A 26,937-nucleotide genomic window follows, 5' to 3' on the forward strand; every position below is an offset into this window, starting at 1 on the left:
GAATCGAGTTCACAACAACGCTCTCTCCGGCATCAAGAACCGGGACATATCCGTTCCGCACGGCGCACTCGACCCACGACGCGGCCGGATGCATAATGATAACGTCCCTTCGACGGTCGATCAATCGTGTCCCATCCCGCTTCGTTCCACCCGGCTGGTCGCGCGCATTCATGCGACTCGACATCGTCCGCCGCCTTTTGCGGCGAACCGACAACCGGGAATACACCGACGGGGCACACCAAGGCAACAGACGATTGCCGGCGACATTCATAATTGTCAGGACGCCTCGGAACGGCAGACAGCCGGTCAGGGCCATCCGGCCAACTCATGCTCACCGGCGGCGGCGCATGCTGTGCGGTGATGCTCTGATACCGCTCCGGTTCCTCCAGAAGATCACGCGCGCTCGACAGCACAGGATCGATGTCAAATAACGCCTCCAGCTCCCCTTCGTCGGGCCTCCCCACGGCCAAAACGTGCTTCTCCCAGAGGCGCAGGAGCAGTCGCGGACGTTCCTGTTCGAATCGGAGTTCGGCATCCGCCCGGCGCGCCGCCGCAAGTTCGACGCGCAACCGGTCCAACACATCGGGCGGAACGCGCTGATCGCCCCGCCTGGCGGCCCGGCTCCATGCGTCCAAGAGCGCCCCACCCGGCACCCCGGGTCGTATGTCGAGCGAGTCGCACCAATCCCGCAGCCGGTCCCCCAACTCCTGCGAATCTTCCGATCCCGTTGCCGGCCACTCATCACCAAATGTCGCCGCAAAATCACCGAAGACACCTTCCTGACTGAGCACCCGTTCCCAGACTCCCGCCTGGGCGGGAAGGACCGCGACATCTGGGGCCAATCCGAACCCAACGAGGGTCGAATCGGCATCTTCTGTCGCCAGACTTTGTGCCGCCTGGCGCGGGTCGCCCAGGACCTGGCCACCCGGCGTAGCATAGCGACCGGTCGACAGGCGCAGAGCTCCCTCGTCACCGTACGGAAACACCGACTGCACCCACCCTTTGCCGAAACTCCGGCTGCCCACGAGCGCCGCCCGTCCCGCATCCCGCAGCGCGGCCGCGAAGACCTCGGACGCTGAAGCCGATCCCGCGTCCAGAACCATGACAACCGGTCCGGTGTAGTTCGCCGGAGGAGTCGCGGTGACATAGTCGATCGGCTGGCTCCTGTCTCTGTGAACCAAGCGGCACACCAGGGACCCGGGGGGGAGAAAGATGCCGGCAGCGCTGACGGCTTCATCCAACATGCCTCCCGGGTTGCCCCGCAGATCGATCACCAGCCCGATCGGCGAGCGAACGGAGTATTCCTCCACCAGGGCCGCCAGCAGGTCCGCTGACCCGACGGAGAACTCGGACCAACGCACATAGGCCACGCCCGACAACGACACACCGCTCACCGGGAACGGCGTGACGGAAACGCGGCGCCGCAGCAATGTGACCTCCCGCTGGTCCCCCCCCGGTGACTCAAGACGAAGCGTCACCGGCGCATCCACCGGACCGCGCATCCGCTTTACGATGGCCGGCATTGTCGCGCCTTCGGTGGGAACGCCATCGATCGCCATGATCCGTTCGCCGGGACGCAGCATGGCGTCTGCCGCCGCGCTCTGCGGGAAGACGTGCACGATCACCGCGGCGCCTCCGGTCAACTTGATCTCGACGCCGATGCCGACATACTCCCCCTCGGCGTCCTCCGTGAACCAACCGTATTCCTCCGGCGGCATGAAGGTGGAAAAGGGATCGAGAACGGAGGTCAGGCCGTTGGCGGCCGCCTGAAACAGCTCTTCCGGCGGCGCCAACGGGCCGGCCTCTTGTGACGATTCCGATGCATTGTAAGCGAAGACGGCGCGGGACGCCGAAAGCAATACGGCCGCTCCCACGAAGCGCGGGTCGGCCCGCAACCAATGCCATGATGCCACCAGCAGCAGCGCCACCAGGAGAAACGACCAGACTCCGATCAGACCGGGAGGCCGATTCCCTGACACTCTGCTCGCTGATGCATTCAAGTCTGCTGCCGAGCGCCCTCACGCGCGGAGGCGTCGCCTGGTCGTCATCGCCAGCCGCCGCAAGCGCGCGTCGACGAGCGCGACCGCCCGGGCCTGAACTTGGCGGAGAGGCGCTTCCGAGTTGATCAGCCGGTACCCCAGGTGCCGTGATCCCCAGCGGTCGTAGAATTGGTGGACGGCCTCGTGGAATCGGGGCGATTCCGCTTCCATGCGGTCGGAGGGACGCCCGGCGCGGCGCCGTCGACGCGCGGCTTCCTGGACGGAGACGCTCAACACCAGCGTGAGGTCAGGCGACAGGCCATCCCGGGCAAATTGGTCGGCCCCCGCCACGGCAAACAACGGCAGACCGCGACCGCCCGACTGATAGGCGTATGTCGAAAGACTGAAGCGGTCGGCGATCACCATCGCGCCCCGCGCCAACGCCGGCCGGATCACGTCGTCAACGACCTGCGCCCGGGCCGCCAGATAGAGAAACAACTCAGACCGCGCGTGCATCTGGGACGCCTTGTCCAGCAGCATCCGCCGCACACGCTCCGAAAACGGGGTCCCTCCCGGCTCGCGGACCAGGCAGATGTTCCACCCCCGACTGCCGTAGACCTCGGCCAGATGGCGCACGAGGGTCGACTTGCCTGAACCGTCGGCACCCTCGACCACGAGAAAGAACCCCCGCGTGGTAGTCTTCATTCATCCCCCGTGACATACATGCAATAGTGCTCCTCAGACCTGATAACTGGTTCCCCGGACGGCCGCGTCCTTAACATCGCCCGCGGCGATCACCCTCGGCATAGAATCCCTCAGGATGACACGCCAACCGAGACTTGTTCCGCGACGGGCTCCGCTTTCGGGACTGACGCCGGTGATCCGGGACGACGGAACTGGGCGATGAACTCCTCCGTCCGGTGCCGCGCCTCCTCATCGGTGACCTGCACCGGCGGCGACTTCATGAAATACGACGAGGGAGCGTGCAATGTCCCCTTCAGCCCATGATCCATGGCCAGTTTGCAGCAGCGCACGGCATCGATGACCACGCCGGCCGAATTGGGCGAGTCCCAGACTTCCATCTTCATTTCGATGTTCAACGGCACGCCGCCGAAGGTCTCCCCTTCCATGCGGATGTAGGCCCACTTGCGGTCGGTCAGCCACGCCACATAGTCGGAGGGGCCGATATGGATGTTCTCGTCGCCGAGATCATAGTCCAACTGCGAGGTAACGGCATTGGTTTTGGAGATCTTCTTCGATTCCAGGCGCCGCCGCTCGAGCATGTTGTAGAAGTCCGTGTTTCCCCCGACGTTCAACTGCGACGTCCGCAGGAGCTTGACGCCCCTTTCGCGAAAGAGGCGGGTCAGCACCCGATGCGCGATGGTCGCACCGACCTGCGACTTGATGTCGTCGCCGATCACCGGCAGATGGCGATCCTCGAACCGCTTCTGCCAGTACTTCTCGCGGGCGATGAAGACGGGGATGCAGTTGACGAACCCGCACCCGGCTTCGAGGATTTGCTCCACGTACCACTTGGTCGCTTCCTCCGAGCCGACCGGCAGGTAGCTGACCACGACATCGGTCTTCGTCTCGCGCAACAACGTGACGATGTCGACCGTGTCGCCCGGCGCCTTCTCGATGATCTTCGCGAGGTATTCCCCGAGCCCGTCGTGCGTCATGCCCCGCTGCACGGTCACCCCGAGCTTAGGCACGTCGCAGAATCGATACGTGTTGTTGGGACGGCTGTAGATCGCCTCGCCCAGGTCGATCCCGACCTTGTTCTTGTCGATGTCGATCGCCGCCGAGAACTCGATATCGGAGATGTGGTATCCCCCCAGGTTGATGTGCATCAATCCCGGCACGAACTCATCGTCCCGCGCATTCCGGTAGAAGTGGACGCCCTGCACAAACGACGAGGCGCAGTTTCCGACGCCGATGATCGCCACCCGCACTTTTCCCGACATTAGCATCTCCCTCTCGAATTGGAATGGAATTGTCTTGTGGGATCCGTCAATGCGTCAGGAGCACAGGGCTCCTGACCTACAATTCCTGCCGTCTCGACCGTCTTCATCTACAGGAACACGACCTCCCTCTGGTCAGGCGACACGCGCCGCCGATGCGCGCGTCGTCGTCACGGCCACTCCCGCCGCGCGGGCCCTGGCATCGGTCAACGTCAACTCGAAGTCCGGCCCGCAGTGGGCAATCATCGTGGACGAACACGCGGTCGCCAAACGCCCGGCTTCCGGCCAAGGATGACCATGAACGCGGGCGAACATCAATCCACCGGCAAAAGAATCGCCGGCACCGGTGGAGTCAATGGCCAGCGTGGGCAACGCCGCGATGCGATGCCGATGACCTTCGGGATCGACGATCAGGGCCCCTTCTTCCGCCAGCGTGATCACCACCGTGGCAATGCCCCATCCCCTGAGGATCGCCGCGGCCCGATCGAGGTCCTGGCGCGGATCGACACCGGTCAGGATGCGGGTCTCCAGTTCATTCGGTTTCACCACGTCGCACAAGGCACAGATCTCCTCGATCCCGTCCGGCTTGAAATGCTCGATGCGACCGTCACCGGTGGTTCGCCGCAACAACCCCTGCGGATCGAGCACGATCGGTGCGCGCGTGCGCGCCCGGATGCGACGGATCAGATCGAAAGGCAGCTCCTGCATCACGGGCCCCAGGAAGACCATCCGGGCATCGTCGATCTCAGCGGGGATCTGCGTAATCGGTTCGGCGCGTCCCAGTACCGTGAGTTCACGGTTCCCATCCCGGTCGTAGTCCAGACCAAAGCCGCCGGATTCGCCACACACCTCGGTCTCCGACTTGATCCCGGTGTCGAGTAGATAGGCATGGTAGTCGTGCACACGGTCCATGCCGGTCCGACCCACGACGGTCACGTTGCCTCCGAGACGGGCATAGATCAGCGCGGCATTGGTGGCACAGCCGGACAGCACGCGCCCCCGCGTCGACACCCACGGTGTGCGAATCGCATCAAACACGGGGTTCCCGAACGCGATGATCACCGGCCGCTCCCCGTTCGGTTCAACTCACGGTGGGCAAAGACCAATCGTTGCGCCGTCGTCACAGTGGACACGACGCCAACGACGATACAGGCAATCAGCAGCGCCCGCATCGGGAAGGCGGTTTCCAGCACGGCCCCGATGATGATCAGCGCGAACTTTTCCAGCCGTCCGACGAGCCCGACGGCGCAGTTTGCCAGGCCGCCGATCGATTCGGCCACGGCCCGGGCATACGAGGCCGACCACATGCCGAAGAGTGTGAACATGCCCCACCCAGGCGCGACATGACCCGACAACACGATTCCCAACAAGACAAAAAACTCCCCCACGCGGTCGAAGTTGTGATCCAGAACGCCGCCAAACGTGGTCCCGAGATTCCCGGCCCGCGCGGTCGCCCCATCCAACATGTCAAGCAACGAGGTGACCAGCATCAGGACGACACCGAGGATGAACCGCTCCTTCCAGAACGCCAGCCCCGTGGCCGCGGCGGTCAACAGTCCCAGCACCGTGAGGATGTTCGGCGTCAGCCCCAGACGAAGGCAGATCCGCCCGTAGGGAACGGAGAACGCTTCATAGGCCGATCGTCGTTGGTTCTGCATCTCGCCCCATTCCGGTCAGCCATGAAGTTCGCCTGCTTCCCCTCGACAACGAATGAGATTCCGGCGGCCGGACCGTGAAGATGCGAATATATCTCTCCCTTGCGAGTACGGTCAAGGCGTTTTGCCCCGCAGGCGTCGCGGCAGCCATGCGAGTAATGCACCGGCCACAAACATCGCCACGGCGATGAGTTGATTGTAATTCACGCGCAGGCCGGCCAGCGATAGCCACATCTCGGTTTCGTAGTACCGGAAGGGTTCAATGAGAAAGCGGAACAGCGCCTCGATCATGAAGAACAAACCCGCCGTCAGCCCCGGCCAATGATGCCGGCGGTTGACGCGGCTCAGCACCAGGAACAAGAGAAATCCGTACACCGACGAGTACAGTTGGGTCGGGTGCACGGCCTGGCCGGCAAAGACGATCGCGGCCGGAGCGTCGGGCGGATAGTGCACCCCGCAGAATGCGCCCGTCGGCGTGCCGAAGCAACAGCCGTTGAGAAAACACCCGATGCGCGACAGACCGATGCCGAACGCCACGGCCGGGGCGACGGCGTCCAACGCGGGAAGCGGGCGAATCCGGTGACGCCGCAGGTACACGAAGCCGGCCAGAGTCCCCACGATCAGACCGCCCTGCAGGTTCAAACCGGCAATACCAAAATGCCCCGTGGTATGGAACGGGTTGATGACCTCCCAGGGCTGGTCGGCGAAATCCCGCAGGTGATACAGGACATACGCCAACCGTCCACCGATCACGCCGAACAGGATCAGGACGAAGCCGAGATTCACGGCCCGGTCCGGATCGACCCCGACGACTTTCGCCTCGCGGTGGACCAACCACAGGCCGATCAGGAATGACAGCGCCAGGAGCAGTCCATAAGATCGCAACACGAACGGTCCGATATGGAATAATTCCGGCAGCATGACGTCGTGTCTCTCTTCTCAGCGGAATGATGCCATCACGATCTCTGATCGACAAAGAGACCGGCCCGTGACGATTCCGTCAAGACCTGCCGATCGGGCACGGGCAGTATCAACGCTTCACGACCGCGCGTCAACCACAGTGCCGTGGCGCCAACGACCCAGCCAACAGCGACATCCGACACATAGTGAAACCGTCCCCAGACGGTGCCGACACAGAGGAGTGCAACGAGAGGCGTCACGGCCATCGCCAGCCGCGGCATCGTCCGCCATGACCAAACCATGACCACGAGTGCCACGGCCGCGTGCGATGACGGCATACAGCCGCCATGGATGGCGCCCTGACCAACCACCCAGTTCGCCAGCGGCACAAAACACAATCCCGCCAGCGGACCGGGCAGACTGCCCGCCAGATAATACCGTGGTCCTTCGAGTGGATAGAGCACGAACAGCGCATAAGAGATGACAAAGGCGGTCGTCATGGCGTACAGCGCCCGGGACAATTCGAGATAACGGCGGCCGAAGTACAGCGCGAGCGGCAGCATCGCCACAAGCGGGTAGTAGGAGACATACCCGAGCATGAACAGATCATTCAGGGGCGCCGACTGGACCGGCAGAATCCAGACATTGGGATCGACACCGAAGACGGCGCGTTCCAGCGCCACGATCTGGTGATCCAGGAAGTCCGGGAACACCCATTGCACGGCAATCTGCGTCTCCCGGTAGAAGAACGGATAGAGCATCGCGGGATAGAGGAGTCGGACAAAGCCGCGTATCCCGCTGGTGCATTCGCCCCACCGCTGTACCACCATCACTACGGCGGCGAACAACAGCAGGTGCGCCAGTGCCCAGTGCCACCATCCGTCCGACCCGCGTCCGAGTACAACCACTCCGAGACCGAAGGCCAGGATGTAACCGGCGGTCAGACGATCGACGGGACGCGCACGCCTCCAGAGAGAGCGCCAGCCGTTTGCTTGAGCCGTTCTCACCCTTGCGGAGCTCAAACCGCGCCGGTCCATTCCAAAGCCCTCTGACAATATGAAGAAACGATGAGCAGCCTCACCCGATCCGTCCTGTGGACGGATCGACCGCTCCCGGAGGGAGAGGTTATTCTTCCCCTTCTCCCTCCGGCAGAGGGTCGGGGTGAGGGATCTGGCCATCTTAGAAACCGCATCACGCTTCCTTGATGATCAACCGGACAGGTCACGAATGGCCTTCAGCAGGTTGCTGAGAAACGCAGAAAACGTGGATCGGTCCCACCATTGTCATCCTGAGCGAAGCGAAGGATCTGCTGTTTCGCCCCATGAAACCAACAGGAGGTTCTTTGCCCCGCCGAAGAGCGGCGCTCAGAATGACATGGATGGTCCTTCTTCAGCATCCTGTTGGGTAAACGGTGTCAGTCTTCTGACTCTCCGCCAGCCGCCGACAGCTTCTCATCCGCCCCGGCCACCGCGAGTGTGATTTCACCTTTGATCGCGCGTGAATGATGGCGTGCAGCCAACTCTGACAAACGTCCATGTTGGATTTCTTCGTACCGCTTGGTCAATTCCCGCCCGACGCAGCACCACCGGTCGCCCCAGGCAGCGTGAAGCTCTCCCAATGTCCGGGCCAGGCGATGCGGAGATTCGAACAGCACGATCGTACGTGTCTCGGCCGCCAACTCCGCCAACCGCCGCGCGCGCCGTCCCGACTTCGGCGGCAGGAAGCCCTCAAAGACGTACCGGTCGGCGGGAAGTCCCGCCACCGAGAGAAGCGCGGTGACCGCGCTGGCGCCAGGAATCGGCACGATGGGATGGCCGCTCTCGACGACTGACGCGATCAAACGATACCCCGGATCGGAGATGACCGGCGTCCCCGCATCCGACACCAGGGCGATGCGCGCGCCGTCGCCCAGACGCGCCAGCACCGCCGCGGTCCGTGACCGTTCGTTGTGCTCATGCAGGGACAGGGTGGGGATGCGGATGCCGAGGTGGTACACCAATACCCGCGTCCGCCGCGTGTCTTCGCAGAGAATCAGATCGACCGACCCCAAGACATGGACGGCGCGCGTCGAAATGTCGTCGAGGTTCCCCAGCGGTGTCGCCACAACATAGAGAACGCCCGGACGCGACATATCCATCGGCCTACGCGGTGCCTCAGATGATGATTCGGGAGATATCACGGGCGCAGATCCGTCTGCCACGCTTATCGACCCCAGTCGCGCGCCAGGTGGAAGTCGATCCCCACGGTCTTCATCCCGATCTTGGCGATGCTCGGCAGCGAGCGCTTGAACTGGGAGCTCGCCACCAAATCGAAGACCCGCCGCACCAGGACAGGCGCGAATCCCGCTTCCACCAGCGCGTCGAAGGAATAATCGCGATCGACCATCAGGAACAGCAGGTGATCGGCTTCGTCATAGCTCAAACCCAACTCCCCTTCGTCGGTCTGCCCCGGCCAGAGGTCGGCCGAAGGCGGCTTGGCGATGATCCGCTCGGGCACGCCGAGGAAATCGGCCAGTTGGCGCACCTGCGTCTTGTACAAATCGCCGATCGGGTTGAGCGAACAGGCCACGTCGCCGTACCAGGTCCCATACCCCAGCAGCAGCTCGGTCTTGTTCGATGTCCCCACGACCAGCGCATGGTGCGTCTGTGAGTAGTCGAAGAGCCGGATCATCCGCACACGCGCCGCGGCGTTCCCAAGGCGGACACGATCCACGTTGGGCTCATCCTCGTAGATGGCTGCGATCACGGAACCAATCGGCTGCACCAGAAGCCGGATGCCGAATGTGCGCGCCACCAGCTTGGCATCGCGCAGGCTCTGGGGATCCGATTCCCTGGCCGGGAGCGCCAGCCCCGTGACATGTTCCGCGCCCAACGCATGGGCCGCCAGCGCCACGCCGAGCGCCGAGTCCACTCCGCCCGAGACGCCCAAGACAGTGTTGGTGTATCCCTTCTTGGCGAATTCGTCGCACAGGAAGGTCGTGAGGATCCCAACCGTCATAAGCGGATCGAGGGTCAGATCAGCGCCTTTCGCCAACTCACACCTCCGTTCCCGGTGCACCCGGCACGCCGCCCGGCGCGGCCATACGAATACGCCACATCTCCTGCAGAATGCAATCGGGTCGTCCCTCTTTCAGGTGGGGGAACAGCGTGCGCGCCCGTCCCACCGCCTCGGGATCGATCTCACAGATGGCCCGCGCCGGCTCATACTCCGGCAACGCACACAGAGACCGTCCAAACGGATCGAGCACTTCCGACCCGCCCCAGTACACCATCCCTTCTTCGGTCCCGACACGATTGGCATAGACCGAAACCATCCCCAACAGACGCGAGTTGGCCCGCAGTGCCACACGGAACCCCTCGGCCCCGGCCATGAATCCGTCGGGCCCAACACCGCGCGCCGGGGCCGCGGAAATCCCAACGAGTATGCGCACGCCGGCCTGCTGGTGCAGATAGGCCAGGGCCGGGTGCAGGAGGTCGAAGCAGATCACCATTCCCATCCGACCCCAAGGGGTATCGAATGGTTCGATCCTGCTCCCGGAGGCGAAGAACCGCCTCTCATCGAACATCCCGTAGTTCGGGAGGAACATCTTGCGTTGCACCGTCCGCACCGCCCCATCGTTGCAGTAGGCGGCCGAATTGAACAGTTGCCCGTCGGCGGCCTTTTCGACAAAACCCAGAATCACGCCCAGTGATCCGGCATCTTTGGCGAGCTTTGCCAATCGGGGATCGTTGGGCGCCATTGCCACACGCGCCACCATGCTGCGCACCTGATACCCCGTCAGCGACAGTTCGGGGAACACGAGCAGATTTGCCTTCTCCCGCTTGGCCCAAGCAATGGCTTCGCGGTGCTCGGTCAGATTCGCCTTGATGTCCCCCAGCACCGGGGCCATCTGATCAATCGCCAGTCGCAAACGCCTTGTATCCAAACCACGACTCCCCATTTGTCATCCCGAGCGGAGCGAGGGATCTGCTTCTTCTTCCGTCCCCACCCCCCCATTCCGGGCGACAATCTGATTGAAAACACCCGTCGGGTCAAGCCCGACAACCGGCAGCAACCGCTTGCCGATCATGCAAGTACGAAAGTGATTGACCTACCGCGCCTTCTTTTCGGATGATACATGGGGTCATTTTCGACAAACCGGAAGACAGAATACCAAGGAGGCGTTCATGGCGTCGCTGAACAAAGTCATGCTGATCGGCAATCTCGGGGTCGATCCCGAGTTGAAGTACACCCCCGGCGGGCAGGCGGTTGCCACCTTTCGCATCGCCACGTCGCGTCAGTGGAAGGACAAGGACGGCAACAGTCAGGAAGACACCCAGTGGCACAACATCAAGGTCTGGGGCCGCTCCGCCGAAGTGGCACAGCAATACCTGAAGAAAGGGCGCCAAATCTATGTCGAAGGCCGCATCGAGACCCGTCAGTATGACGACAAGGACGGGAACCGCAAGTACTTCACCGAGATCGTATCCGAACGATTCCTGATGCTCGGCTCCAAGCGCGATGACACGGGCGGCGGCGAGGTCGACTACGACGCCGCCGCCGATTCAGCGTCGCGTCCCGCCTCCCGCGGCTACTCATCGCCCGCCCCCAAGCCCCCGGCGGGCGAGGATGATGATTTGCCGTTTTAGCGAGGGCCGAGGCCTTGCAACTGTCCAACCCCCAGAGGGATCGGGGCAATTTTAGGGAGGAATCCCCATGGTGAACGACATCCGACTGCCGTTGAAGAAGTTCATCCCCCACTTTCTCCAGGCGCAACAGGACAATCTCAATGAAGCGGACACGGTCATGCGCATCTCCAAGTTCTTTGAGGATGTTCTGGGATACGACGCGCTATTTGAAATCAGTCGCGAGACGCATCTCAAGGGGAAGTTCGTTGACATCGCTATCAAGATCGACGGAGTCATCAAGCTCCTCGTAGAGGTGAAAGCCGCCGGTGTGACGTTGCGCGACAGGCACATAGAGCAAGCGGAGGCATATGCCTCCCGCAGCAACTACCGCTGGGTTCTTCTAACGAACGGTGTGGTTTGGAACCTATATCACCTCACTTTCGATCAGGGGATTGAGTACGAGCGTGCATTCTCAGTGGATCTCACCGTCAACTCTCTCGATGAGGCAGTCGAGCGTCTCGGACTGTTGTCAAAGGCGTCCGTCAGGAAGGGAGAACACGAGAAGTACTGGGAGAAGAGGACCGCGCTAAGCCCTTCCGCAATCGGGATGTGTCTATTCCAGAAGGATGTGCTGATGCTGATCCGACGCGAGATCAGGAGACAGTGCGGGTCACTCATTGATCCGGAAGACCTTGCCACCGCTATCCATGCGATGCTGTCACCCGAAGCCCGAGAGCTGATCGGCCCCAGACGCATTCACAGGGCTAGACCCAAGAAGCGTCTGTCCCGCCCCGAAGGGTCCGAAATCGTTGCCCAACCAAAGGAGGCGAGGGGTGACGGCGGGGATGTCCCATCGTAGGTGAACCGTTCGGCCATGCAAGGGGCTGAAGCCCCTTGTCCTCGAGGGAGAATTCCTGAGCGACAATGGGACTCGCAAGACGATGGGTCCGTGGTCAGGGGGCTAAAGGCCCCCTGTCCTCAAAGTGCAGTCATTGCACATAGGTACAACGCGCACGACTCTGAACTCGCGGACAGGGGGCTTTCAGCCCCCTGCGGCCTTCGCCTAGGGCGAAGGCCTTGAAAGCCTTTGGGACATGTCCGATCAACCCACCACGCTATGGCTCGTCACGTTCGTCACGCACAACTCACGAGTATCCGGACGGATGGAGAACTCGGCATAGAAGCCGGAGCACCGACAGTATTGTCTCCCGCTGACCAAACCGTCACCGTGCGGGAAATCATCTCCGCCTGCAAGCGTCACCAGATTCCCCTGCTGGCGGTCAACGTACTCCCTGATCATGTGCACATGATCGTGTCTGCCCCATCGGAGACAGAGCTCACTGAGCATGTCCGAAAGATCAAGGGCTCTTCCGCAAGCACCCTCCGCGCCGAGCACGGCCTGAGATCACCCCACCACGTGTGGGCACGCAAGTTCAATCGCCGCGCCATCCGTAACGAGGAATCGCTGCAGCAGATGATCGCGTATGTGCTGAACAACCACCTCAAACATGCCGAGCGCTGGGGACAGACTGTCGTGACCACATGGGAAGAGCGCATCAGACCGCTTGTGGAAGCCGGCTGTGTTGACGTTGCCCAGATATTCCGCTGAACGCCACAGCAAGGGGCTGAAGCCCCTTGTTGGCCGAGTTTCCGGGTTGTTTCTGAGCAGGTCAGTCTACGTTGCGCTGTGCGCCCTATGGGCAGGTGACAGCACTTCGGGGTGGGAAAACAAGGGGCTTCAGCCCCTTGCCGTCGTTGCCGACAACTTATCCCCCCCAACAACACCTTGCCTTTCCCCGCCCAAACTACTTAGCTCTACCCTGCCCGGTTGAAGCAGAACTGCCGGGATAGAGGACATGCGCGACACGTTCCTGCCATTTGCCGCACCCAGCATCGGCGAAGAGGAAATCGCCGAGGTGGTCGAGACGCTGCGCAGCGGCTGGCTGACCACCGGCCCCAAGGTGCGGCGGTTCGAGGAAGAGTTCGCCGCCAAAGTCGCCGCCAAACACGCCGTCGCCGTCAACTCGTGCACCGCGGCGTTGCATCTGGCGCTGGAGGCGGCCGGCATTGGGCGAGACGATGAAGTGATCACCTCACCGATGACCTTCGCCGCTACCGGGGAGGTGATCCATTACCTGGGTGCCAAGCCGGTCTTCGTCGACATCGACCCGGTGACGATGAACCTCGACTCCGCACTGCTAGAAGACGTGATCAGCCGTTGCCGCCGGGCCAGAGCGATCATCCCCGTGCACATGGGCGGCCTCGCTTGCGACATGGACCCGATCCTTGCTATCGCCCGGCGACACGGCCTGAGAGTGATCGAGGATGCCGCGCATGCCTTTCCCACGCGGTACAAGGGACGCATGATCGGCGCCATCGGGGATGTGACGTGCTTCTCCTTCTACTCGACCAAGACGATCACGACCGGCGAAGGCGGCATGGCGACGACCGATGATCCGGCATTGGCCGCGCGCATGCGCATGATGAGTCTGCATGGGATCAGCCACAACGCCTGGTCCCGCTACACCGCCGAGGGGAGTTGGTACTACGAAATCCTGCAACCGGGATTCAAGTACAACCTGACCGATCTGGCCGCGGCGCTGGGGTTGGCCCAACTGCACAAGGCGGATGAGTTCCTGAAACGTCGCCAGGCCATCGCGCGACGCTACACGACCGCCTTCGCCTCCCTGGCGGACTTCTTGGAAACGCCACCGGACGCTCCCGCTGGCGGTCAACATTCCTGGCATCTCTATGTCATCAAGCTGCGCCTCAACCGGCTGACCATCGACCGCGATCAGTTTATCGCCGAATTGAAGACCGCCCATATTGGCGTCTCGGTTCACTTCATCCCATTGCATATCCACCCCTACTATCGGGATACGTACGGGTATCGTCCCGAGGGTTTCCCCCACGCCCATGAGGTCTACGAGCGGATCATCAGTCTGCCGATCTACCCGGCCATGACCGACGCCGATGCCGACTCGGTGATCGACGCCATCGGCGATCTCTGCCGGGCCCACGCCCGATGACCATGGCGAAACGGGCGTTCGATCTGGTCGTCAGTGTCGTGGGACTGATCATACTGTCACCTATCTTCCTGATCGCCGCCCTGTTTGTGAAACTCTCCGGGCCAGGGCCTGTCTTCTTTCGTCAGGTGAGGGTGGGACGGGGCTTCCGGCACTTCCGGATCTACAAGTTCCGCACGATGGTCGATGGCGCCTCCGGTCCGCCGATCACGGTCCGCGGGGACCCGCGCGTGACCCCGGTCGGCCGGTTCCTGCGACGAACCAAGCTGGACGAATTGCCCCAGTTGCTGAATGTCATCAGTGGACGTATGAGTCTCGTCGGGCCCCGGCCCGAGTTGCCGCAGTACGTGGATGCGTTCCGCGATGATTACACCGAGATTCTCCGGGTCCGGCCGGGGATTACCGACGAAGCCAGCATCGCGTTCCGCGATGAAGAGGAGCTGTTGTCGCGGGCGTCAGATCCGCAAGAGATGTACGTAACCGAGATCCTGCCCCGGAAGATCGCGCTGGCGCGTCACTACGCGCGCAAGCGGACGTTCTTTGGCGACTTGGGCATCATCGCCCGGACGATCTTCCATCTGTAGACAAGATAACAAACGGGCAAACAAGGGGCTTCAGCCCCTTGCCCGCCGCATTTGTCGGCATGATCCGACTGAGGTTGAAGCTGCGAACGGAACTCCTGCGAGGGACCTGTTACTTCCTCTTCACCGAGGCCATCATCCGGTCGAAGTCGGCACGGGCCGCGGTCACCGTCGCATCGGGTCCGGTCAGCTTAAAGAAGACCGGTCCCTGCGGCGCCTCGACAATGGCGCCGACCAGCCGCCATCCCGGATGTTCCACTTGCTGCCCCGACATCGGCCCTCCCATCCCGCCGGCGTAGGTCCCGGTCAATCCCACGGTCGTCACTTTCAACCCCGCGACCGACTGTGCACCAACCTGCGCGTGCGCCTGCGAAGCGGAGCCATCGGGTTGGACGAACTGGCCGATCCAGCGATCGATATTGGCCTGAACATCGCCTCCCTGGCCGAGGCCGAAGTAGAAGACCGCACACTCTGCCGACACCGCGCCCTCGCCGATCTGGTAGGTGGCGACTCGCATCGGCCGCGGACCGCTGACCACCCAGGACTCGGGCACGGTCCATGCTATCCCCGCGATCTCAGCGGGCACCGTCTCCGACCCGGACATCTGCCCGGCCGATGTCCCCGGTTGTGTCTTGGCGCGATCAACCTTCTCGACATTCGAATCGCCGCAGCCGGTCAGAAGCGCCGCCACGACCACTCCGACACCGCACCAACGACCCACAGACTCGCGCGACAACATATGGGGTCACTCCTTCAAGGACGTCCGCGCCTGAAAAGCGGGAGACGGGGCTCGAACCCGCGACCAACAGCTTGGAAGGCTGTGACTCTAGCCAACTGAGTTACTCCCGCAGATTCCATCCGTATGTATATCGTGGTTCCCCTCGTGGCAATCAACATCTAAACGGAAGCGCGCTCACCGCCTTGGCATCCATGCGACCTTGATGATACGCTCCCGTGTTGGCGACTTCACGCGCACCAGATAGACACCCGCCGCCACCGGGAGACCATTGCTGTTCGTTCCCGGCCAACTCGTCCGGTCATAACCGACCACATCCCACTGGTCGACCGGTTGTCCGGCGGCTGTGTAGACCTCGACTCGCCAGTTTGCTGCGGAGTCCTGGTCTGGAAGCGCGATCGTGATCTGGGAGTCGGCGGGGTTGGGCCAGACAGCGATGTCCTGATAGCCGGGTTCGGGCGTCGTGTCGAGCAACGACGCGGCCCTCACCGCCTGCACCATCCCCCAGCCATAGGTGTTCATCGGTTTGCGCGCTTTGGTTGCGGTCGAGCGCAGAAGCTCGATCAACCCCAGCGGCGTGAGCGAGGGATCCATCTGTAGAAGCAGAGCGCAGACACCGGCCACCAAGGGTGTGGCAAATGATGTCCCCGACGAGTAACCATACTGGCCGTTACGCGGGTCCGCCGACCAGACGCGAACTCCCGGTGCCATCACATCGGGCTTGATACGGCCGTCGGAGGTCGGACCGCACGAGGAGAAAATGACCGTCTCGCCGTCGTGGTCCGAGGCCCCTACGGCGAGGACGGAGTCCCCATCAGCCGGAACGATGATGTGAATCCGGTCACCGTCGCACCCTGAGTTCCCCACGGCATTCACCACCAAGAGCCCGCGCGCGGCGGCATGGTCCGCGGCCAAAGTCGAAATCGCCGTCATGCCATCGTAGTCGGCGTCGGTGTACCAGTTCGTGTACCCCAGGGAACTGGACACCAGATCACACCCCATCGAGTCGAGCCATTCCAACCCGGCGACCCAGTACGATTCCTCGATCTGAATTTCGTCGTTCGTGAGTTCGGTCTTGGCGACCACGTATTCCGCGTCGTAGGCGACACCAATCAACTCCCCCGGCGCCCAACCCCCACAGACCGACAACGTGCCGGTGCCGTGCCTCATCGCCACGGTATCACCGTCACCGACGTCATCATCGCCATGGATGAAATCACGCATCCCGATCAGATCCAACGACGAGAAGGCGTCAATATCCAACGAGAACCCCGTGTCGAGAAAGCCGATCCGCACACCGTTGCCATCCAGCCCCAGCTTGTGCAGACTGTCCACCTGAATCGCGGCGATCTGCGACAGGGAAGTACCATAGTCGTTCGTGCCCGGGGGCGGAAGTGCCGGCTTCTCCAGACGGGGAAGGGCTCCACCATCCTCCTGGCGTGGACGCGTGAAGAGCGCCACCGGGCACAGCGAATCGACAAAGGTCAACGATGCGACACGATCCACGCCGGCGGAGTCGATCCGCCCGGCCACGGCATTGAACCAGCGACTCTCCGCCTGAATCCTCACGCCGGCGGCGATCAGACTGTCGCGGTAGGGCGCGAAGACCGGGTGGTCGCTCTCGGGCTCATGTGCCCCGCCACGGCGTGCGATCCGCGCTGCCGCCCGGGGTGAAATCCCGTCGCCGGGCGACACTTTCCGCAGTTGTTCCACAGGGCCTTTGTCATGGAGGAATATCCACAATGGACGTCCGGCGGCGGCGGCGCGATACACAGCAGTGCGCGGCATAGCCGCTTGGGCCGTGCCGACACACAGCGTGAGGACAGCCGCAACTGCCCACAAACACAATGCCCTACTCCCCCGCTTCGCGAAATTCGCCATCATCAGCATTGAACAACCGCGACGAGCACCGCGTTCCGCGGGCGGCATGGCATCAGAGTATCTTCTGGAAGAACTCCAGCGCCCGCGGATGACGGGGCCGGTCGAACATCTCGGGAGGCGTTCCCCATTCCAGGATGCTTCCCTCGTCCAAAAACGCCACGCGATCGGCGACCTCGCGAACGAAGTTGATTTCGTGCGAGACGAGGATCATGGTCATCCCCGACTCGGCCAGGTCGCGCATGACCGCCAGGACTTCGCCGATCATCTCTGTGTCCAACGCCGAGGTCGGCTCGTCGAAGAGCATGAGCTGCGGGTGCATCGCCAGGGCGCGCGCGATCGCCACCCGTTGCTGCTGACCGCCCGAGAGTTCCGCCGGGTGGGCGTGCAGCTTGTGATCGAGTCCGACGCGTTGCAGCTTCTCGCGGCCGCGCGCCAACGCCTCTTCGCGTGACAGTTTGCGAACGACTTGCGGTGCCAGGGCGACATTCTCCAGCGCCGTCAGATGGGGAAAGAGGTTGAACTGCTGGAACACCATGCCCACATCGGCCCGAACTGCATGAATCGTCGTCGCCCGCGTGTCCACCGGTCGTCCGGCGATTTCGATCGTCCCGCCGTCAACCGGCTCCAGCCCGTTCAGGCAACGCAGCAAGGTCGACTTCCCCGAACCGGAGGGACCGACGAGCGCCACGACTTCCGAATACGCCACGTCCAGATCGACACCGGCCAGCGCGACCAGGGGGCCATAGCGCTTCATCAAGCGGCGCGCGGTGACCGCCGGCGGATGAGGATCGCCCGGGGGACCGCTCACCGCCGGTATCCTCCACCACCGAAGCCCTTCACGGCAAAACGCCGCTCCAATCCCCGTGCCACGCGCGTCAGCGCCAGCGTCATCACCAAGTAGATCAGCCCGACCAGAAGCCAGGTCTGGAAATCGACGAAGAACTGGGAATAGTACTCGCGTCCGGCACGGGTCAATTCCCGCAGGCCGATGATCGACACCAGCGACGAATCCTTCAGACAGGCGATGAATTCATTCGCCGTCGGGGGAATGATCGTGCGCACCGCCTGCGGCAGGACGACATGACGCAGCGACTGCCACTGCGTCATTCCCAGAGACGCCGCGGCCTCAAACTGCCCCTGCGCGATCGAGAGCACGCCGGCGCGAATGATCTCGGCCATGTAGGCGGAATAGCAGATCCCCACTGCCAGGACTCCGGCCGAGAAACGATCGAGGTTGAGGATCGATCCCAGCCCAAAGTAGATGAAGAAGATGTGCACCAGAAGCGGCACGCCGCGCAGCACATCGACGTAGACGCGGGTGAAAAACAGGATGAACGGTCGTCGGCACAACGGCAACAAGCCCACCGCCGCCCCCAGTATCAGTGCCAGGAGGAACGACAACAGGGTGATGACGATGGTGGCCGGCACAGCGGGCAGCAGAAACTTCAGGATGTTGAGTGCCAGCGTCCCTTGTTCGGCCAGAAAGTCGATAGCGCCTCCGACACGGGGAGCCGGCATCGAAATGCCCCCGGCTCAACCAGCCAAGCCTGCTAATTTATCGCCTCCTTCTGCGCACTTCAACCCCCATTCACACACGCCTCGACTTGAGTGTCACTCACGCCAACCACGCCCGGCATCGTCCGTCCCCCCGTCCCAGCGGTCGGTGCCGTGGATGCCGGCCGTATACTGTGCTCCCCCTCAACCGAGCCCCTTTTGGGGATGGGCTTTTCGGGTGTCGGAGCTCAATGTCCTTGACGACGCCGCCCCGGGTTTCTTCCTTGCACCGCAGGTAACGGACTTTCGACCGCAAGGAGGCAGACCGTGATCCAATTCCACCGTCCCTGGCGACCGGATCGCCGGCGCGTCGGCGCCGTGCCATCGACCCTCGTGACTGTCGCTGTACTCTGCGGCACTCTCATTCTCCTCGGCACTTCGGCATCAGCCGTTCCGCTGGCCGTAACCGTCGACACGCTGGCGTATGGGACGACAATCGAGCGCGACATTGCCGTCGTCGGAGAGGTCGATACCTGTCTGTTCGACGCCAACGCCGGCGATGCCATCGTCCTGCGGCTGAGCGGCGGATGGGCGAACTGGGTCGTGCTGGAGCTGTATGACACTCTCAACGTGCTCTTGGCCGCCGACACCGGCTTCTACAACGCGCGCATTGACACCGTGCTCGCCGACAGCGGACAGTACACGGTTGTGATCAAGGACGCGGAAGGGGACAACACCGACGTCTACGGCATCAGTCTGCAAAGACGGTTCTCCCCCGGCGCGGCGGTGGCACTGGCCTATGGCCAGACCGTCGTGGACACGACCACCATGCTCGCCGAAATGCACGCCTACACGATCGCCGCGACTGCAGGCGATCGGATCATCGCCCGCCTGAGCAGCGCATGGACATCGTCCGCCCGGCTGGAACTCTACGATCCCACTGGTTCGTTGCTGGACAGCGCAAACGGCACCTCCGCTGCCCGAATCGACACGGCCCTGGCATCGACCGGGACGTACACCCTGCTGGTGATGGACCGGGAAGGAAACGACGTCGGCGCCTACGGCGTGCACGTGCAGCGCCGCTTCCAGCCGGGAAGCGCCACTGTAACCGCCTATGGCGAGACGAAGTCCGGCGATCTCGCCAAACGCGCGGAGATCGACGCCTACACGTTTGTCGCCGACGATGGGGACCGGATCATTGCACGAGCATCGGGGACATGGAGTACCTCGCCCCAGTTGGAGCTGTATGACTCGCTGGGTGGACTGGTCGCCACTGATTACAGTGCATGGGGCGCGCGCATCGATACGCTGCTTGCCGACAGCGGGCAGTACACGCTGCTCGTGATGGACCGTGAAGGTAACGACGTCGGGGTCAGCTACGGTGTCCACGTGCAGCGCCGGTTCAGTCCCGGGAATGCCACCGTGCTGACGTACGGCGAGACCGTGCCGGGCTCCTTCGCACAGAGGGCGGAAATCGACGCTTATACGTTTTCGGGAACCGCCGCCGATTGGATTGTCGCGCGGATGAGATTCGTGGGGTCGTCGTTCGGACAGATGGAGCTCTACAACGCGTCGGGCACCCGTGTCGCGATTGACTCGGTGGCATTCGGCACTCGCATCGACACGCTGCTTGCCGAGACAGAGACCTACACCCTCCTCGTCATGGCCAAAGACGGGGACTATTTCGGCAACTACGGTCTGCACCTACAACGGCGTTTCGATCCGGGCACGCCGGTCGCAATCGGCTACGGTTGGACTGTGGCCGATACCTTCCATCTGTGGGCCGAAATCCACGCTTACACTTTCTCTGTCGTCGGCAATGACCGCATCGTCGCCCGGGTGAGCGGCAACTGGCAGACGTCCGGCCAGATGGAAATCTACAATCCCTCCGGCGTCTTGGTCGCATCGGCATATGCCGACTGGGGCGCGAGGATCGATACGTTGCTGACCACGGCTGGCACGTACACCCTCCTCGTCATGGATCGGGAGGGGAACGACACCGGCTTGACCGCGATCTACGGCCTGCACATACAGAGAAAGCACAGCCCCGGATCGGCGGTCGCGCTGGCGTACGGTCAGACGCTCCTGGACACGATCACCCAGCGCGCCGAAATCCAGACCTATACCATCGCCGCCACCGCCGGTGATCGGATCATCACCCGCGCCAACAGCATCTGGCAGGCCTCCACGCAGATTGAGCTCTACAATCCGGTCGGCGGGCTGCTTCTGAGTCAATACGGCACCGGGACGGCCCGCATCGACACGGTTCTGAGCGCGACGGGCAACTACACACTCATGGTCATGGACCGTGAAGGCGACACGACTGGCGTCTATGGGATCCACCTGCAACGGCGCAATGGCCCGGCCTCGGCGACGGCGCTGGCGTATGGGCAGACGATCGTCGGCGCCACGACCAAACGCGCCGAGATTCAGGCGTACACGATCGCCGCGACCGCCGGGGACCGTATTGTCACCCGGCTCAGCAGTGCCTGGACCTCTTCCGGGCGATTGGAGCTCTACGATTCAACCGGCGGGCTCCTGGCGAGCAACAGCGGGAGCGGCGCTGCCCGGATCGATACCGTATTGGCCATCACGGGGGCATATACCCTGCTGGCCATGGACGCGGAAGGGGATGACGTTGGCAGCTACGGCATCCACCTGCAGCGACGGTTCAATCCCGGCAATGCCGACACGCTGGCGTATGACCAGACCGATCTGGACACCCTCACCCAGCGCGCCGAGATCCAGGCCTACAAGATCACGACCACGTCCGCCAACGAGCGCATTCTGGTGCGGATGAGCGGCGCGTGGGGCGCATCGAACCAGATTGAACTCTACAATGCCACAGGCGGTCTGGTGGCCGCCAGCTACGCCAGCGGCGGAACCAGGATCGACACCGTGCTGGCCACGGCGGGGATCTACACGCTGTTGGTCATGGACCGCGAGGGAGACAACACCGGCACATTCGGTGTGCACCTGCAACGGCGCTTCAATCCGGTCGGCGCCGCGATCTTGGAATACGGCCAGACCGCCTCGGGAACGATCAGCAACGCAGTGGAGATCGATGCCTACACGTTCAATGCCTCCGCGGGGGACCGTATCGTGGCGCGCATATCAACGGCATGGAATCCAACGCCGCGGCTCGAACTCTACGATTCCACCAGCGCCCCGGTGGCGACCGGTGACGGAACCTGGGGGGCGCGCATCGATACCGTGCTGTTGAAAGGCGGGAAGTACACCTTGTTGGTCCTCGATAAGGAGGGCGATAACACCGGCGCGTACGGCGTCCACATTCAGCGGCGTTTCCAGCCCGGCCACGGTGTGCCCTTGCTGTACGGCGACGCCAAGACCGACACATTCACCCAGTGGGCGGACATCCGCGCCTTCACCATCGTGGCCGACTCCGGCGATGCCATCCTCGTCCGGTTGCTCTCCAGTTGGCAATTCTCGGCGCAGATCGAACTGTACGACTCAGTCGGCGGACTCGTTGTCACCCGCGCGGGAGAGTACGGATATCGTCTGGACACGATCCTGCGCGGCGATGGCGAATACACGCTGTTGGTGATGGACACGGAGGGCGACAACACCGGGACATTCAGCGTCCATGTGCAACGGAAGTTCTCCCCGGCGCGGGCGACCGCGTTGGACTACGGCGGCGCCGATTCCGACACGATCCGGCATCTGGCCGAGACACGCGCCTACACGTTTGTGGCCGAAGCCGGCGACCGGATCATGGCGCGGATGCGCAGCGGGTGGGAGGCCTACGGGCGGCTGGAGTTGTACGACTCGGTCGGCACCATGCTGGCGTCCAATCAGGGTTCGTGGGGAGCCCGCATCGACACGGCATTGACCAATGCGGGGAAGTACACGCTCTTGGCCTATGATCCAAATGGGGACAACACCGGCCCGATCGGCGTTCATATCCAGCGACGCTTCCGGCCGGGACATGCCGACACGCTTGACGTCGACTCGGTGGGGTACACGGAGACGCTGGAGGATACGATCACCCACTGGGCGCAAAGCCGGGCCTACACGTTCTGGGGGCGCGCCAGCGACATTGTCGACCTCAAGGTAACAAGTTCCTGGGCTTCGCATCCGCTGTTCGAACTCTATGACTCGACCGGGACTCTGGTTCTTTCCGATTGGAATAATTGGGAAATCCACCACCCCGCTGTTGTCCTGCCGGGGAAAGGGTGGTACACGCTCCTGATCATGGACCGAGAGAGTGACGACGTCGGCTCATGCGCCGTCACCCTGGCAAAGACGTTTGCTGACGTCCGTGAGCTGCCCGACAACGCCCTCCCGACGGAATTCGCCTTGTCGCAGAACTACCCCAATCCCTTCAACCCCGCGACGACAATCCAATACGCCCTGCGACACGATTGTCACACGACCGTAACGGTCTTCGACATCCTGGGGCGAGCCGTGCGGACTCTCGTGGACACCGATCAGCCAGCCGGACGGTATGCGGTCACTTGGGATGGTCGCAGCGATGACGGCCGCGCCCTCGCCAGCGGGATCTATCTGTACCGGATTAAAGCTGCCGACTTCGTGGCGACACGGAAGTTGGTGCTGTTGAAATGATGGGATGCAAACGGGTGCCATGCACAAGCCCCCTGTGGCCTTGACCACAGGGGGCTTGTACGTGCGACTCGACCAGAGTTGTAGGTCAGGAGCCCTGCTTGCGGTAAGTAGGTCGAACCGTGCTCCTGACGTGGGGGCAGTGGGTCAAGCCCCTGCTTCCGACTATCCTCCCGGGCCGAACCAGCGGTCGTGGATGATCTGGAAGCGGCCGTCGCTTTTGATCCGAGCCAGCGCCCGGTTGATGCGTTCGAGCAGCTCGGGGTCGTCCTTGCGGACGGCGAGACCGTAGTTCTCCGCAGTCAGAGTCGGGCCGACGATCTTGGCCGCGCGTCGCTGCCGGATGATCAACTCGGTCGTCGGGCGATCGTTGATGACCGCATCGAGACGCCGGTTCTCCATGTCGATGAAGGCGGCACCAATGTTCTCAAAGGAGACGACCTTCACGCGCGGAATCTGCGCCGCACGCCGTTCACCGGTCGTGCCGAGCTGCACGCCGACTGTGCGGCCGACCAGATCATCGACGCTGCGGATGGTCGTATCGGACACTGGCACCGCCAGCGCCTGTCCGGCATCGTAGTAGGGATCAGAGAAGGCCACATGTCGGGCGCGCTCGGGCGTGATCGTGAACGTCGACGCGATCAGGTCGTACTTCTCCGAGACCAGGCCGGCGATGATGCCGTCGAAGGGCACAACAACAAACTCCGGAGCGCAGTGCAGCTCGCGGCAGATCTCGCGCACCAGATCGACGTCGAATCCCTCGACATGCCCGGAGGCGGTGTCGATCCACTCGAATGGCGGGTAGGTGGCATCTGTGCCGACCCTTAACACGCCGGTGCGCGACAAACGGCTCCACCCCGATTCATGCCCGCCGCAACGCCAGAACGCCAGCAACAAGAGACAACAGACCCCGATCAGAGGGATCCACTGCGCCGCTGGCAAACCGGCTCTGGGCACCCGGAGGTTCATGTTGGCAATAATCGCCCCCCCGTGGCCCCGTTCAAGAACAAATCCCGCGCCAGGCGCGGGATTTGACGTTCTGGGAACTCGGTGGAAGTCCGTCGAGTTCAATCAGTTGGCTTTGTCCCGATCCTATGTCGCCGAGGCGGGACTGCCGCCCGTCGCGGTGTGCAGACGCAGCGACGAGACGACCGACTCCACATAGAGGGTGATCTGTACCGGTTTTGAAGCGAATCCCGGCGTTTCCCTGGCCTCACCCGATTCAATCAAATCGAGATCACCGGATGAGAAACCCTGCAGGACCGAACTGCGCTTGACGCGGACTCCGGCCCCGGCGGGCACGGTCACATCGACGGAGGCGGCCGCACTGGCGAAACGGCACTCCACAGCATGCACCATCGATCCGAATGTCACATCGATGTCCCCGGCTGCGGTGGAGAGGGTCATCGTTTCCAACGGCACATCGGCGAAGTCCAATCGCATCCGCGCGGCCGCTCCCGCGACTGTCAGAGCGACCGGCAGACTGTCGCTGAGTTTGATGATCCACTGGTCACGTCCCCGGCGGCTCTTGCGGGAACGGTCGGCGACATTGACATCGAGTGTCCCGCCACTGGTCTGGGATCGTACACGTGGTTTCTCGTCCCGGTAGGTGATCCGTCCCTCGACCGCGTTCCCGGCTTGGGCGCCATCGCGCATAATCAGGCGACCGGCCGTCATCTGCAAGGCGAGTTCCAGACGGTTGATCCCCGGCGCGAGAGTCTCCGACCAAGTGTAGACATCGCTCTCGTCATCACTGGAATAATGACTCCAATCGTCGTGCCACCAGACCGAACCGCCACCGCGTTCTCCGGCGATGACCGCATAGGCCAATGTGAGGATGATGACGATGGGCGACAGCCAAGCCAAAGGGCGCAAGGACGCCGTCGACGAAAAGATCTTCTCCAAGCCGATGGCGATCAGAATCACCGGCCAGAGTCTCCAAATGTAGGACCAGAAGTTGATGCTGATCGCGCCCGTCGTGTTCAGCAGCAACAGCACGCCGATCGCGACCAGGATCACGCCCCAGCGCACCCTACCGACCATTCTCCACCTCCGTGATCTGAGCCGCCGGTTCATCGACACGATCCTCTCCCGTGGCGGGCGCCACCGCGCGATAGATCAGCGCGCCTCCGATGCCGATCAGGATCAACGGCCAGATGTACTCGAAATCAAACCAGAAGAAGAAGCGATGCAAAAGGAAGATCAGTCCCAGCCCGATCAGGATGATCCCCGGTAGAAAACCGGGACCGTGCTTCTGGGTCTTCGCGGCCGGTTGCGCGGGAGGTGGCACTTCTGCCGCCGGGGCGGCGACCGGCACGAGCGGGCGACGCGGAATGACGATCCACCCTATGATGTAGGCCAGAATTCCGATGCCGCTGGCAAAGATCAAAAGCACGAACAACAGACGAATCCAGGTGGGATCGATGTCGAAATGCTCACCCAGTCCGCCGCAGACGCCGCCTATGACCTTCGTGTCATTGGAACGGTACAGTCGTTTGGTCATCGCCACACCTCTCCGGGGTCAAAGAGACAGCCCAGCCACAGCGCGTGACCCCGGTTAGAACGTACGTGTCCCCCGAAGGGAAGTTTCGCCTGTCCGCGCCATCGTGAACGCGCCGACTGGTCGACGGCCGGTCCTCAGAGGAAACGCCAGAGACAACCCTCCCCAACGGAACTCAATCGTCGGGAGGGGGCGTAGAATCGCCGCGCGATGGCCTGCGCCGTTCGGCCTCCCCGGTCATCGGAACAAAGCGTACGCCGAACTGCTCCTCGACCTTGACGCCATCGGGCGTCTTGGTCAGAACAACCAGCGTCTGCTCCCCCCGTCCCAGAGGAAGGACCATGCGGCCGTTGACCCTGAGCTGGTCGATCAGCGGTTGTGGCACATGATCGGGAGCGGCGGTGACGATGATCGCATCGAACGGCGCCTGGTCGGGCCAACCCTGATAGCCATCGCCGACGCGAACATGCACATTCTTGTAGCCGAGGGCGGTCAGCGTGGATTCGGCCCGTCGGCCCAATGGCGCGAGGATTTCGATCGTGTAGACTTCGCCGACGATCTCCGCCAGAACCGCGGCCTGGTACCCAGAGCCGGTGCCGATCTCCAGCACACGATCCTTCGGCCCGGCGTGCATCGCCTCGGTCATCGCGGCCACGACATACGGTTGAGAGATGGTTTGTCCCAACCCGATCGGCAATGGCCGGTCGTCGTACGCCTCCTCCAAGTGCTCATCCGGCACAAAGCGATGGCGGAGGACGGTCCGCATGGCATCGAGCACGACGGAGTCGGTCACACCCCGCGCGGCGATCTGACTTTGCACCATCGCGGCCCGGCGGCGGGCATGGACACCGGATCCGGAATCAGGCGCTGCCCGTTGACCGGGCGGAGAACCCCATGTCTCGGATCCCGACGCGACCAACGCCACTACTCCCACAGCCAGAGACAGCCACCAGAGCACCACACTCATTCTACGGCGTTCATCCATACGGACAAAGTCCTTTCCGTGGTACACCGGTCAAGAAAAAGCCCCGCTGGG

24 protein-coding genes and 1 tRNA gene are annotated in these 26,937 nt (G+C 62.9%); 6 read left to right on the forward strand and 19 right to left on the reverse strand.

What is annotated here, in order from left to right; all coding sequences use genetic code 11:
* Positions 1-32 precede the first annotated feature (32 nt).
* From AB1792_11675 to AB1792_11720, 10 genes are all read right to left on the reverse strand, one after another.
* Complete coding sequence (locus tag AB1792_11675; protein ID MEW5702871.1) at positions 33-2,000, reverse strand: S41 family peptidase; 1,968 nt, start codon at positions 1,998-2,000, stop codon at positions 33-35.
* 18 nt (positions 2,001-2,018) lie between these two features.
* The gene (gene tmk, locus AB1792_11680; GenBank protein ID MEW5702872.1) at positions 2,019-2,684 is read right to left on the reverse strand and encodes a dTMP kinase; all 666 of its coding nucleotides are present in this window, start codon (positions 2,682-2,684) and stop codon (positions 2,019-2,021) included.
* 110 nt (positions 2,685-2,794) lie between these two features.
* A complete protein-coding gene (locus AB1792_11685; GenBank protein ID MEW5702873.1) occupies positions 2,795-3,943 on the reverse strand; it encodes an inositol-3-phosphate synthase in 1,149 nt (382 codons plus the stop codon).
* 132 nt (positions 3,944-4,075) lie between these two features.
* Entirely contained in the window at positions 4,076-5,002 is a 927-nt protein-coding gene (locus tag AB1792_11690; protein MEW5702874.1) for a carbohydrate kinase family protein, read from the reverse strand.
* Positions 4,999-5,598: a CDP-alcohol phosphatidyltransferase family protein gene (locus tag AB1792_11695; protein ID MEW5702875.1), complete on the reverse strand. Its 600-nt coding sequence runs from the start codon at positions 5,596-5,598 to the stop codon at positions 4,999-5,001. Before AB1792_11695 ends, AB1792_11690 begins: the two co-directional genes overlap by 4 nt.
* 111 nt (positions 5,599-5,709) lie before the next feature.
* Positions 5,710-6,516, reverse strand: coding sequence for a prolipoprotein diacylglyceryl transferase (gene lgt, locus AB1792_11700; protein MEW5702876.1), 807 nt, complete (start codon positions 6,514-6,516; stop codon positions 5,710-5,712).
* Between the two features lie 35 nt (positions 6,517-6,551).
* Positions 6,552-7,502 carry a phosphatase PAP2 family protein gene (locus tag AB1792_11705; GenBank protein ID MEW5702877.1) on the reverse strand — a complete coding sequence of 317 codons (951 nt, stop codon included), beginning with the start codon at positions 7,500-7,502 and terminating at the stop codon, positions 6,552-6,554.
* Between the two features lie 407 nt (positions 7,503-7,909).
* Positions 7,910-8,626 carry a 16S rRNA (cytidine(1402)-2'-O)-methyltransferase gene (gene rsmI / locus AB1792_11710; protein ID MEW5702878.1) on the reverse strand — a complete coding sequence of 239 codons (717 nt, stop codon included), beginning with the start codon at positions 8,624-8,626 and terminating at the stop codon, positions 7,910-7,912.
* Between the two features lie 71 nt (positions 8,627-8,697).
* Complete coding sequence (locus tag AB1792_11715) at positions 8,698-9,528, reverse strand: NAD+ synthase (protein ID MEW5702879.1); 831 nt, start codon at positions 9,526-9,528, stop codon at positions 8,698-8,700.
* Between the two features lies 1 nt (position 9,529).
* Positions 9,530-10,420, reverse strand: coding sequence for a nitrilase-related carbon-nitrogen hydrolase (locus AB1792_11720; GenBank protein MEW5702880.1), 891 nt, complete (start codon positions 10,418-10,420; stop codon positions 9,530-9,532).
* 241 nt (positions 10,421-10,661) lie between these two features.
* Here AB1792_11720 and AB1792_11725 point away from each other — a divergent pair, with 241 nt between their 5' ends.
* From AB1792_11725 to AB1792_11745, 5 genes are all read left to right on the forward strand, one after another.
* A complete protein-coding gene (locus tag AB1792_11725; protein ID MEW5702881.1) occupies positions 10,662-11,123 on the forward strand; it encodes a single-stranded DNA-binding protein in 462 nt (153 codons plus the stop codon).
* A gap of 67 nt (positions 11,124-11,190) precedes the next feature.
* Positions 11,191-11,961, forward strand: coding sequence for a type I restriction enzyme HsdR N-terminal domain-containing protein (locus tag AB1792_11730; protein ID MEW5702882.1), 771 nt, complete (start codon positions 11,191-11,193; stop codon positions 11,959-11,961).
* 342 nt (positions 11,962-12,303) lie between these two features.
* Positions 12,304-12,711: a transposase gene (locus AB1792_11735; GenBank protein ID MEW5702883.1), complete on the forward strand. Its 408-nt coding sequence runs from the start codon at positions 12,304-12,306 to the stop codon at positions 12,709-12,711.
* Between the two features lie 238 nt (positions 12,712-12,949).
* Entirely contained in the window at positions 12,950-14,131 is a 1,182-nt protein-coding gene (locus AB1792_11740; protein ID MEW5702884.1) for a DegT/DnrJ/EryC1/StrS aminotransferase family protein, read from the forward strand.
* A gap of 2 nt (positions 14,132-14,133) precedes the next feature.
* Complete coding sequence (locus AB1792_11745) at positions 14,134-14,712, forward strand: sugar transferase (GenBank protein ID MEW5702885.1); 579 nt, start codon at positions 14,134-14,136, stop codon at positions 14,710-14,712.
* A gap of 109 nt (positions 14,713-14,821) precedes the next feature.
* Here the strand turns inward: AB1792_11745 and AB1792_11750 are convergent, their stop codons facing one another.
* The 5 genes from AB1792_11750 to AB1792_11770 form a co-directional block, all read right to left on the reverse strand.
* Positions 14,822-15,448 carry a hypothetical protein gene (locus AB1792_11750; GenBank protein MEW5702886.1) on the reverse strand — a complete coding sequence of 209 codons (627 nt, stop codon included), beginning with the start codon at positions 15,446-15,448 and terminating at the stop codon, positions 14,822-14,824.
* A gap of 36 nt (positions 15,449-15,484) precedes the next feature.
* A tRNA-Gly gene (locus AB1792_11755) sits at positions 15,485-15,558 on the reverse strand.
* Positions 15,559-15,622: 64 nt separating this feature from the next.
* Positions 15,623-17,233 carry a S8 family peptidase gene (locus AB1792_11760; GenBank protein MEW5702887.1) on the reverse strand — a complete coding sequence of 537 codons (1,611 nt, stop codon included), beginning with the start codon at positions 17,231-17,233 and terminating at the stop codon, positions 15,623-15,625.
* A gap of 145 nt (positions 17,234-17,378) precedes the next feature.
* Positions 17,379-18,080: an amino acid ABC transporter ATP-binding protein gene (locus AB1792_11765; protein ID MEW5702888.1), complete on the reverse strand. Its 702-nt coding sequence runs from the start codon at positions 18,078-18,080 to the stop codon at positions 17,379-17,381.
* Positions 18,081-18,130: 50 nt separating this feature from the next.
* Complete coding sequence (locus tag AB1792_11770) at positions 18,131-18,844, reverse strand: amino acid ABC transporter permease (GenBank protein MEW5702889.1); 714 nt, start codon at positions 18,842-18,844, stop codon at positions 18,131-18,133.
* 303 nt (positions 18,845-19,147) lie between these two features.
* Here AB1792_11770 and AB1792_11775 point away from each other — a divergent pair, with 303 nt between their 5' ends.
* The gene (locus tag AB1792_11775; GenBank protein ID MEW5702890.1) at positions 19,148-23,404 is read left to right on the forward strand and encodes a T9SS type A sorting domain-containing protein; all 4,257 of its coding nucleotides are present in this window, start codon (positions 19,148-19,150) and stop codon (positions 23,402-23,404) included.
* A 162-nt stretch (positions 23,405-23,566) separates the two neighbouring features.
* On the opposite strand, the gene AB1792_11780 is transcribed toward AB1792_11775, so the two are convergent.
* From AB1792_11780 to AB1792_11795, 4 genes are all read right to left on the reverse strand, one after another.
* A complete protein-coding gene (locus tag AB1792_11780; protein ID MEW5702891.1) occupies positions 23,567-24,370 on the reverse strand; it encodes a basic amino acid ABC transporter substrate-binding protein in 804 nt (267 codons plus the stop codon).
* A 123-nt stretch (positions 24,371-24,493) separates the two neighbouring features.
* Positions 24,494-25,444 carry a DUF5668 domain-containing protein gene (locus AB1792_11785; protein ID MEW5702892.1) on the reverse strand — a complete coding sequence of 317 codons (951 nt, stop codon included), beginning with the start codon at positions 25,442-25,444 and terminating at the stop codon, positions 24,494-24,496.
* A complete protein-coding gene (locus AB1792_11790) occupies positions 25,434-25,904 on the reverse strand; it encodes a PspC domain-containing protein (protein ID MEW5702893.1) in 471 nt (156 codons plus the stop codon). Before AB1792_11790 ends, AB1792_11785 begins: the two co-directional genes overlap by 11 nt.
* A gap of 172 nt (positions 25,905-26,076) precedes the next feature.
* On the reverse strand, positions 26,077-26,886 hold the full coding sequence (locus AB1792_11795; GenBank protein ID MEW5702894.1) for a protein-L-isoaspartate(D-aspartate) O-methyltransferase: 810 nt from the start codon (positions 26,884-26,886) through the stop codon (positions 26,077-26,079).
* Positions 26,887-26,937: the final 51 nt, after the last annotated feature.

This window comes from Candidatus Zixiibacteriota bacterium, from assembly GCA_040752595.1.
Lineage (GTDB): Bacteria > Zixibacteria > MSB-5A5 > WJJR01 > WJJR01 > JACQFV01.

Coding starts and splice junctions, on each gene's coding strand:
- AB1792_11785 (MEW5702892.1), bottom strand. CDS start 25,444: ATGGTCGGTAGGGTGCGCTGGGGCGTGATCCTGGTCGCGATCGGCGTG.
- tmk (MEW5702872.1), bottom strand. CDS start 2,684: ATGAAGACTACCACGCGGGGGTTCTTTCTCGTGGTCGAGGGTGCCGAC.
- AB1792_11760 (MEW5702887.1), bottom strand. CDS start 17,233: ATGCCGCGCACTGCTGTGTATCGCGCCGCCGCCGCCGGACGTCCATTG.
- AB1792_11745 (MEW5702885.1), top strand. CDS start 14,134: ATGGCGAAACGGGCGTTCGATCTGGTCGTCAGTGTCGTGGGACTGATC.
- AB1792_11725 (MEW5702881.1), top strand. CDS start 10,662: ATGGCGTCGCTGAACAAAGTCATGCTGATCGGCAATCTCGGGGTCGAT.
- AB1792_11730 (MEW5702882.1), top strand. CDS start 11,191: ATGGTGAACGACATCCGACTGCCGTTGAAGAAGTTCATCCCCCACTTT.
- AB1792_11750 (MEW5702886.1), bottom strand. CDS start 15,448: ATGTTGTCGCGCGAGTCTGTGGGTCGTTGGTGCGGTGTCGGAGTGGTC.
- AB1792_11790 (MEW5702893.1), bottom strand. CDS start 25,904: ATGACCAAACGACTGTACCGTTCCAATGACACGAAGGTCATAGGCGGC.
- AB1792_11770 (MEW5702889.1), bottom strand. CDS start 18,844: ATGCCGGCTCCCCGTGTCGGAGGCGCTATCGACTTTCTGGCCGAACAA.
- AB1792_11765 (MEW5702888.1), bottom strand. CDS start 18,080: ATGAAGCGCTATGGCCCCCTGGTCGCGCTGGCCGGTGTCGATCTGGAC.
- AB1792_11685 (MEW5702873.1), bottom strand. CDS start 3,943: ATGTCGGGAAAAGTGCGGGTGGCGATCATCGGCGTCGGAAACTGCGCC.
- AB1792_11780 (MEW5702891.1), bottom strand. CDS start 24,370: ATGAACCTCCGGGTGCCCAGAGCCGGTTTGCCAGCGGCGCAGTGGATC.
- AB1792_11695 (MEW5702875.1), bottom strand. CDS start 5,598: ATGCAGAACCAACGACGATCGGCCTATGAAGCGTTCTCCGTTCCCTAC.
- lgt (MEW5702876.1), bottom strand. CDS start 6,516: ATGCTGCCGGAATTATTCCATATCGGACCGTTCGTGTTGCGATCTTAT.
- rsmI (MEW5702878.1), bottom strand. CDS start 8,626: ATGTCGCGTCCGGGCGTTCTCTATGTTGTGGCGACACCGCTGGGGAAC.
- AB1792_11795 (MEW5702894.1), bottom strand. CDS start 26,886: ATGGATGAACGCCGTAGAATGAGTGTGGTGCTCTGGTGGCTGTCTCTG.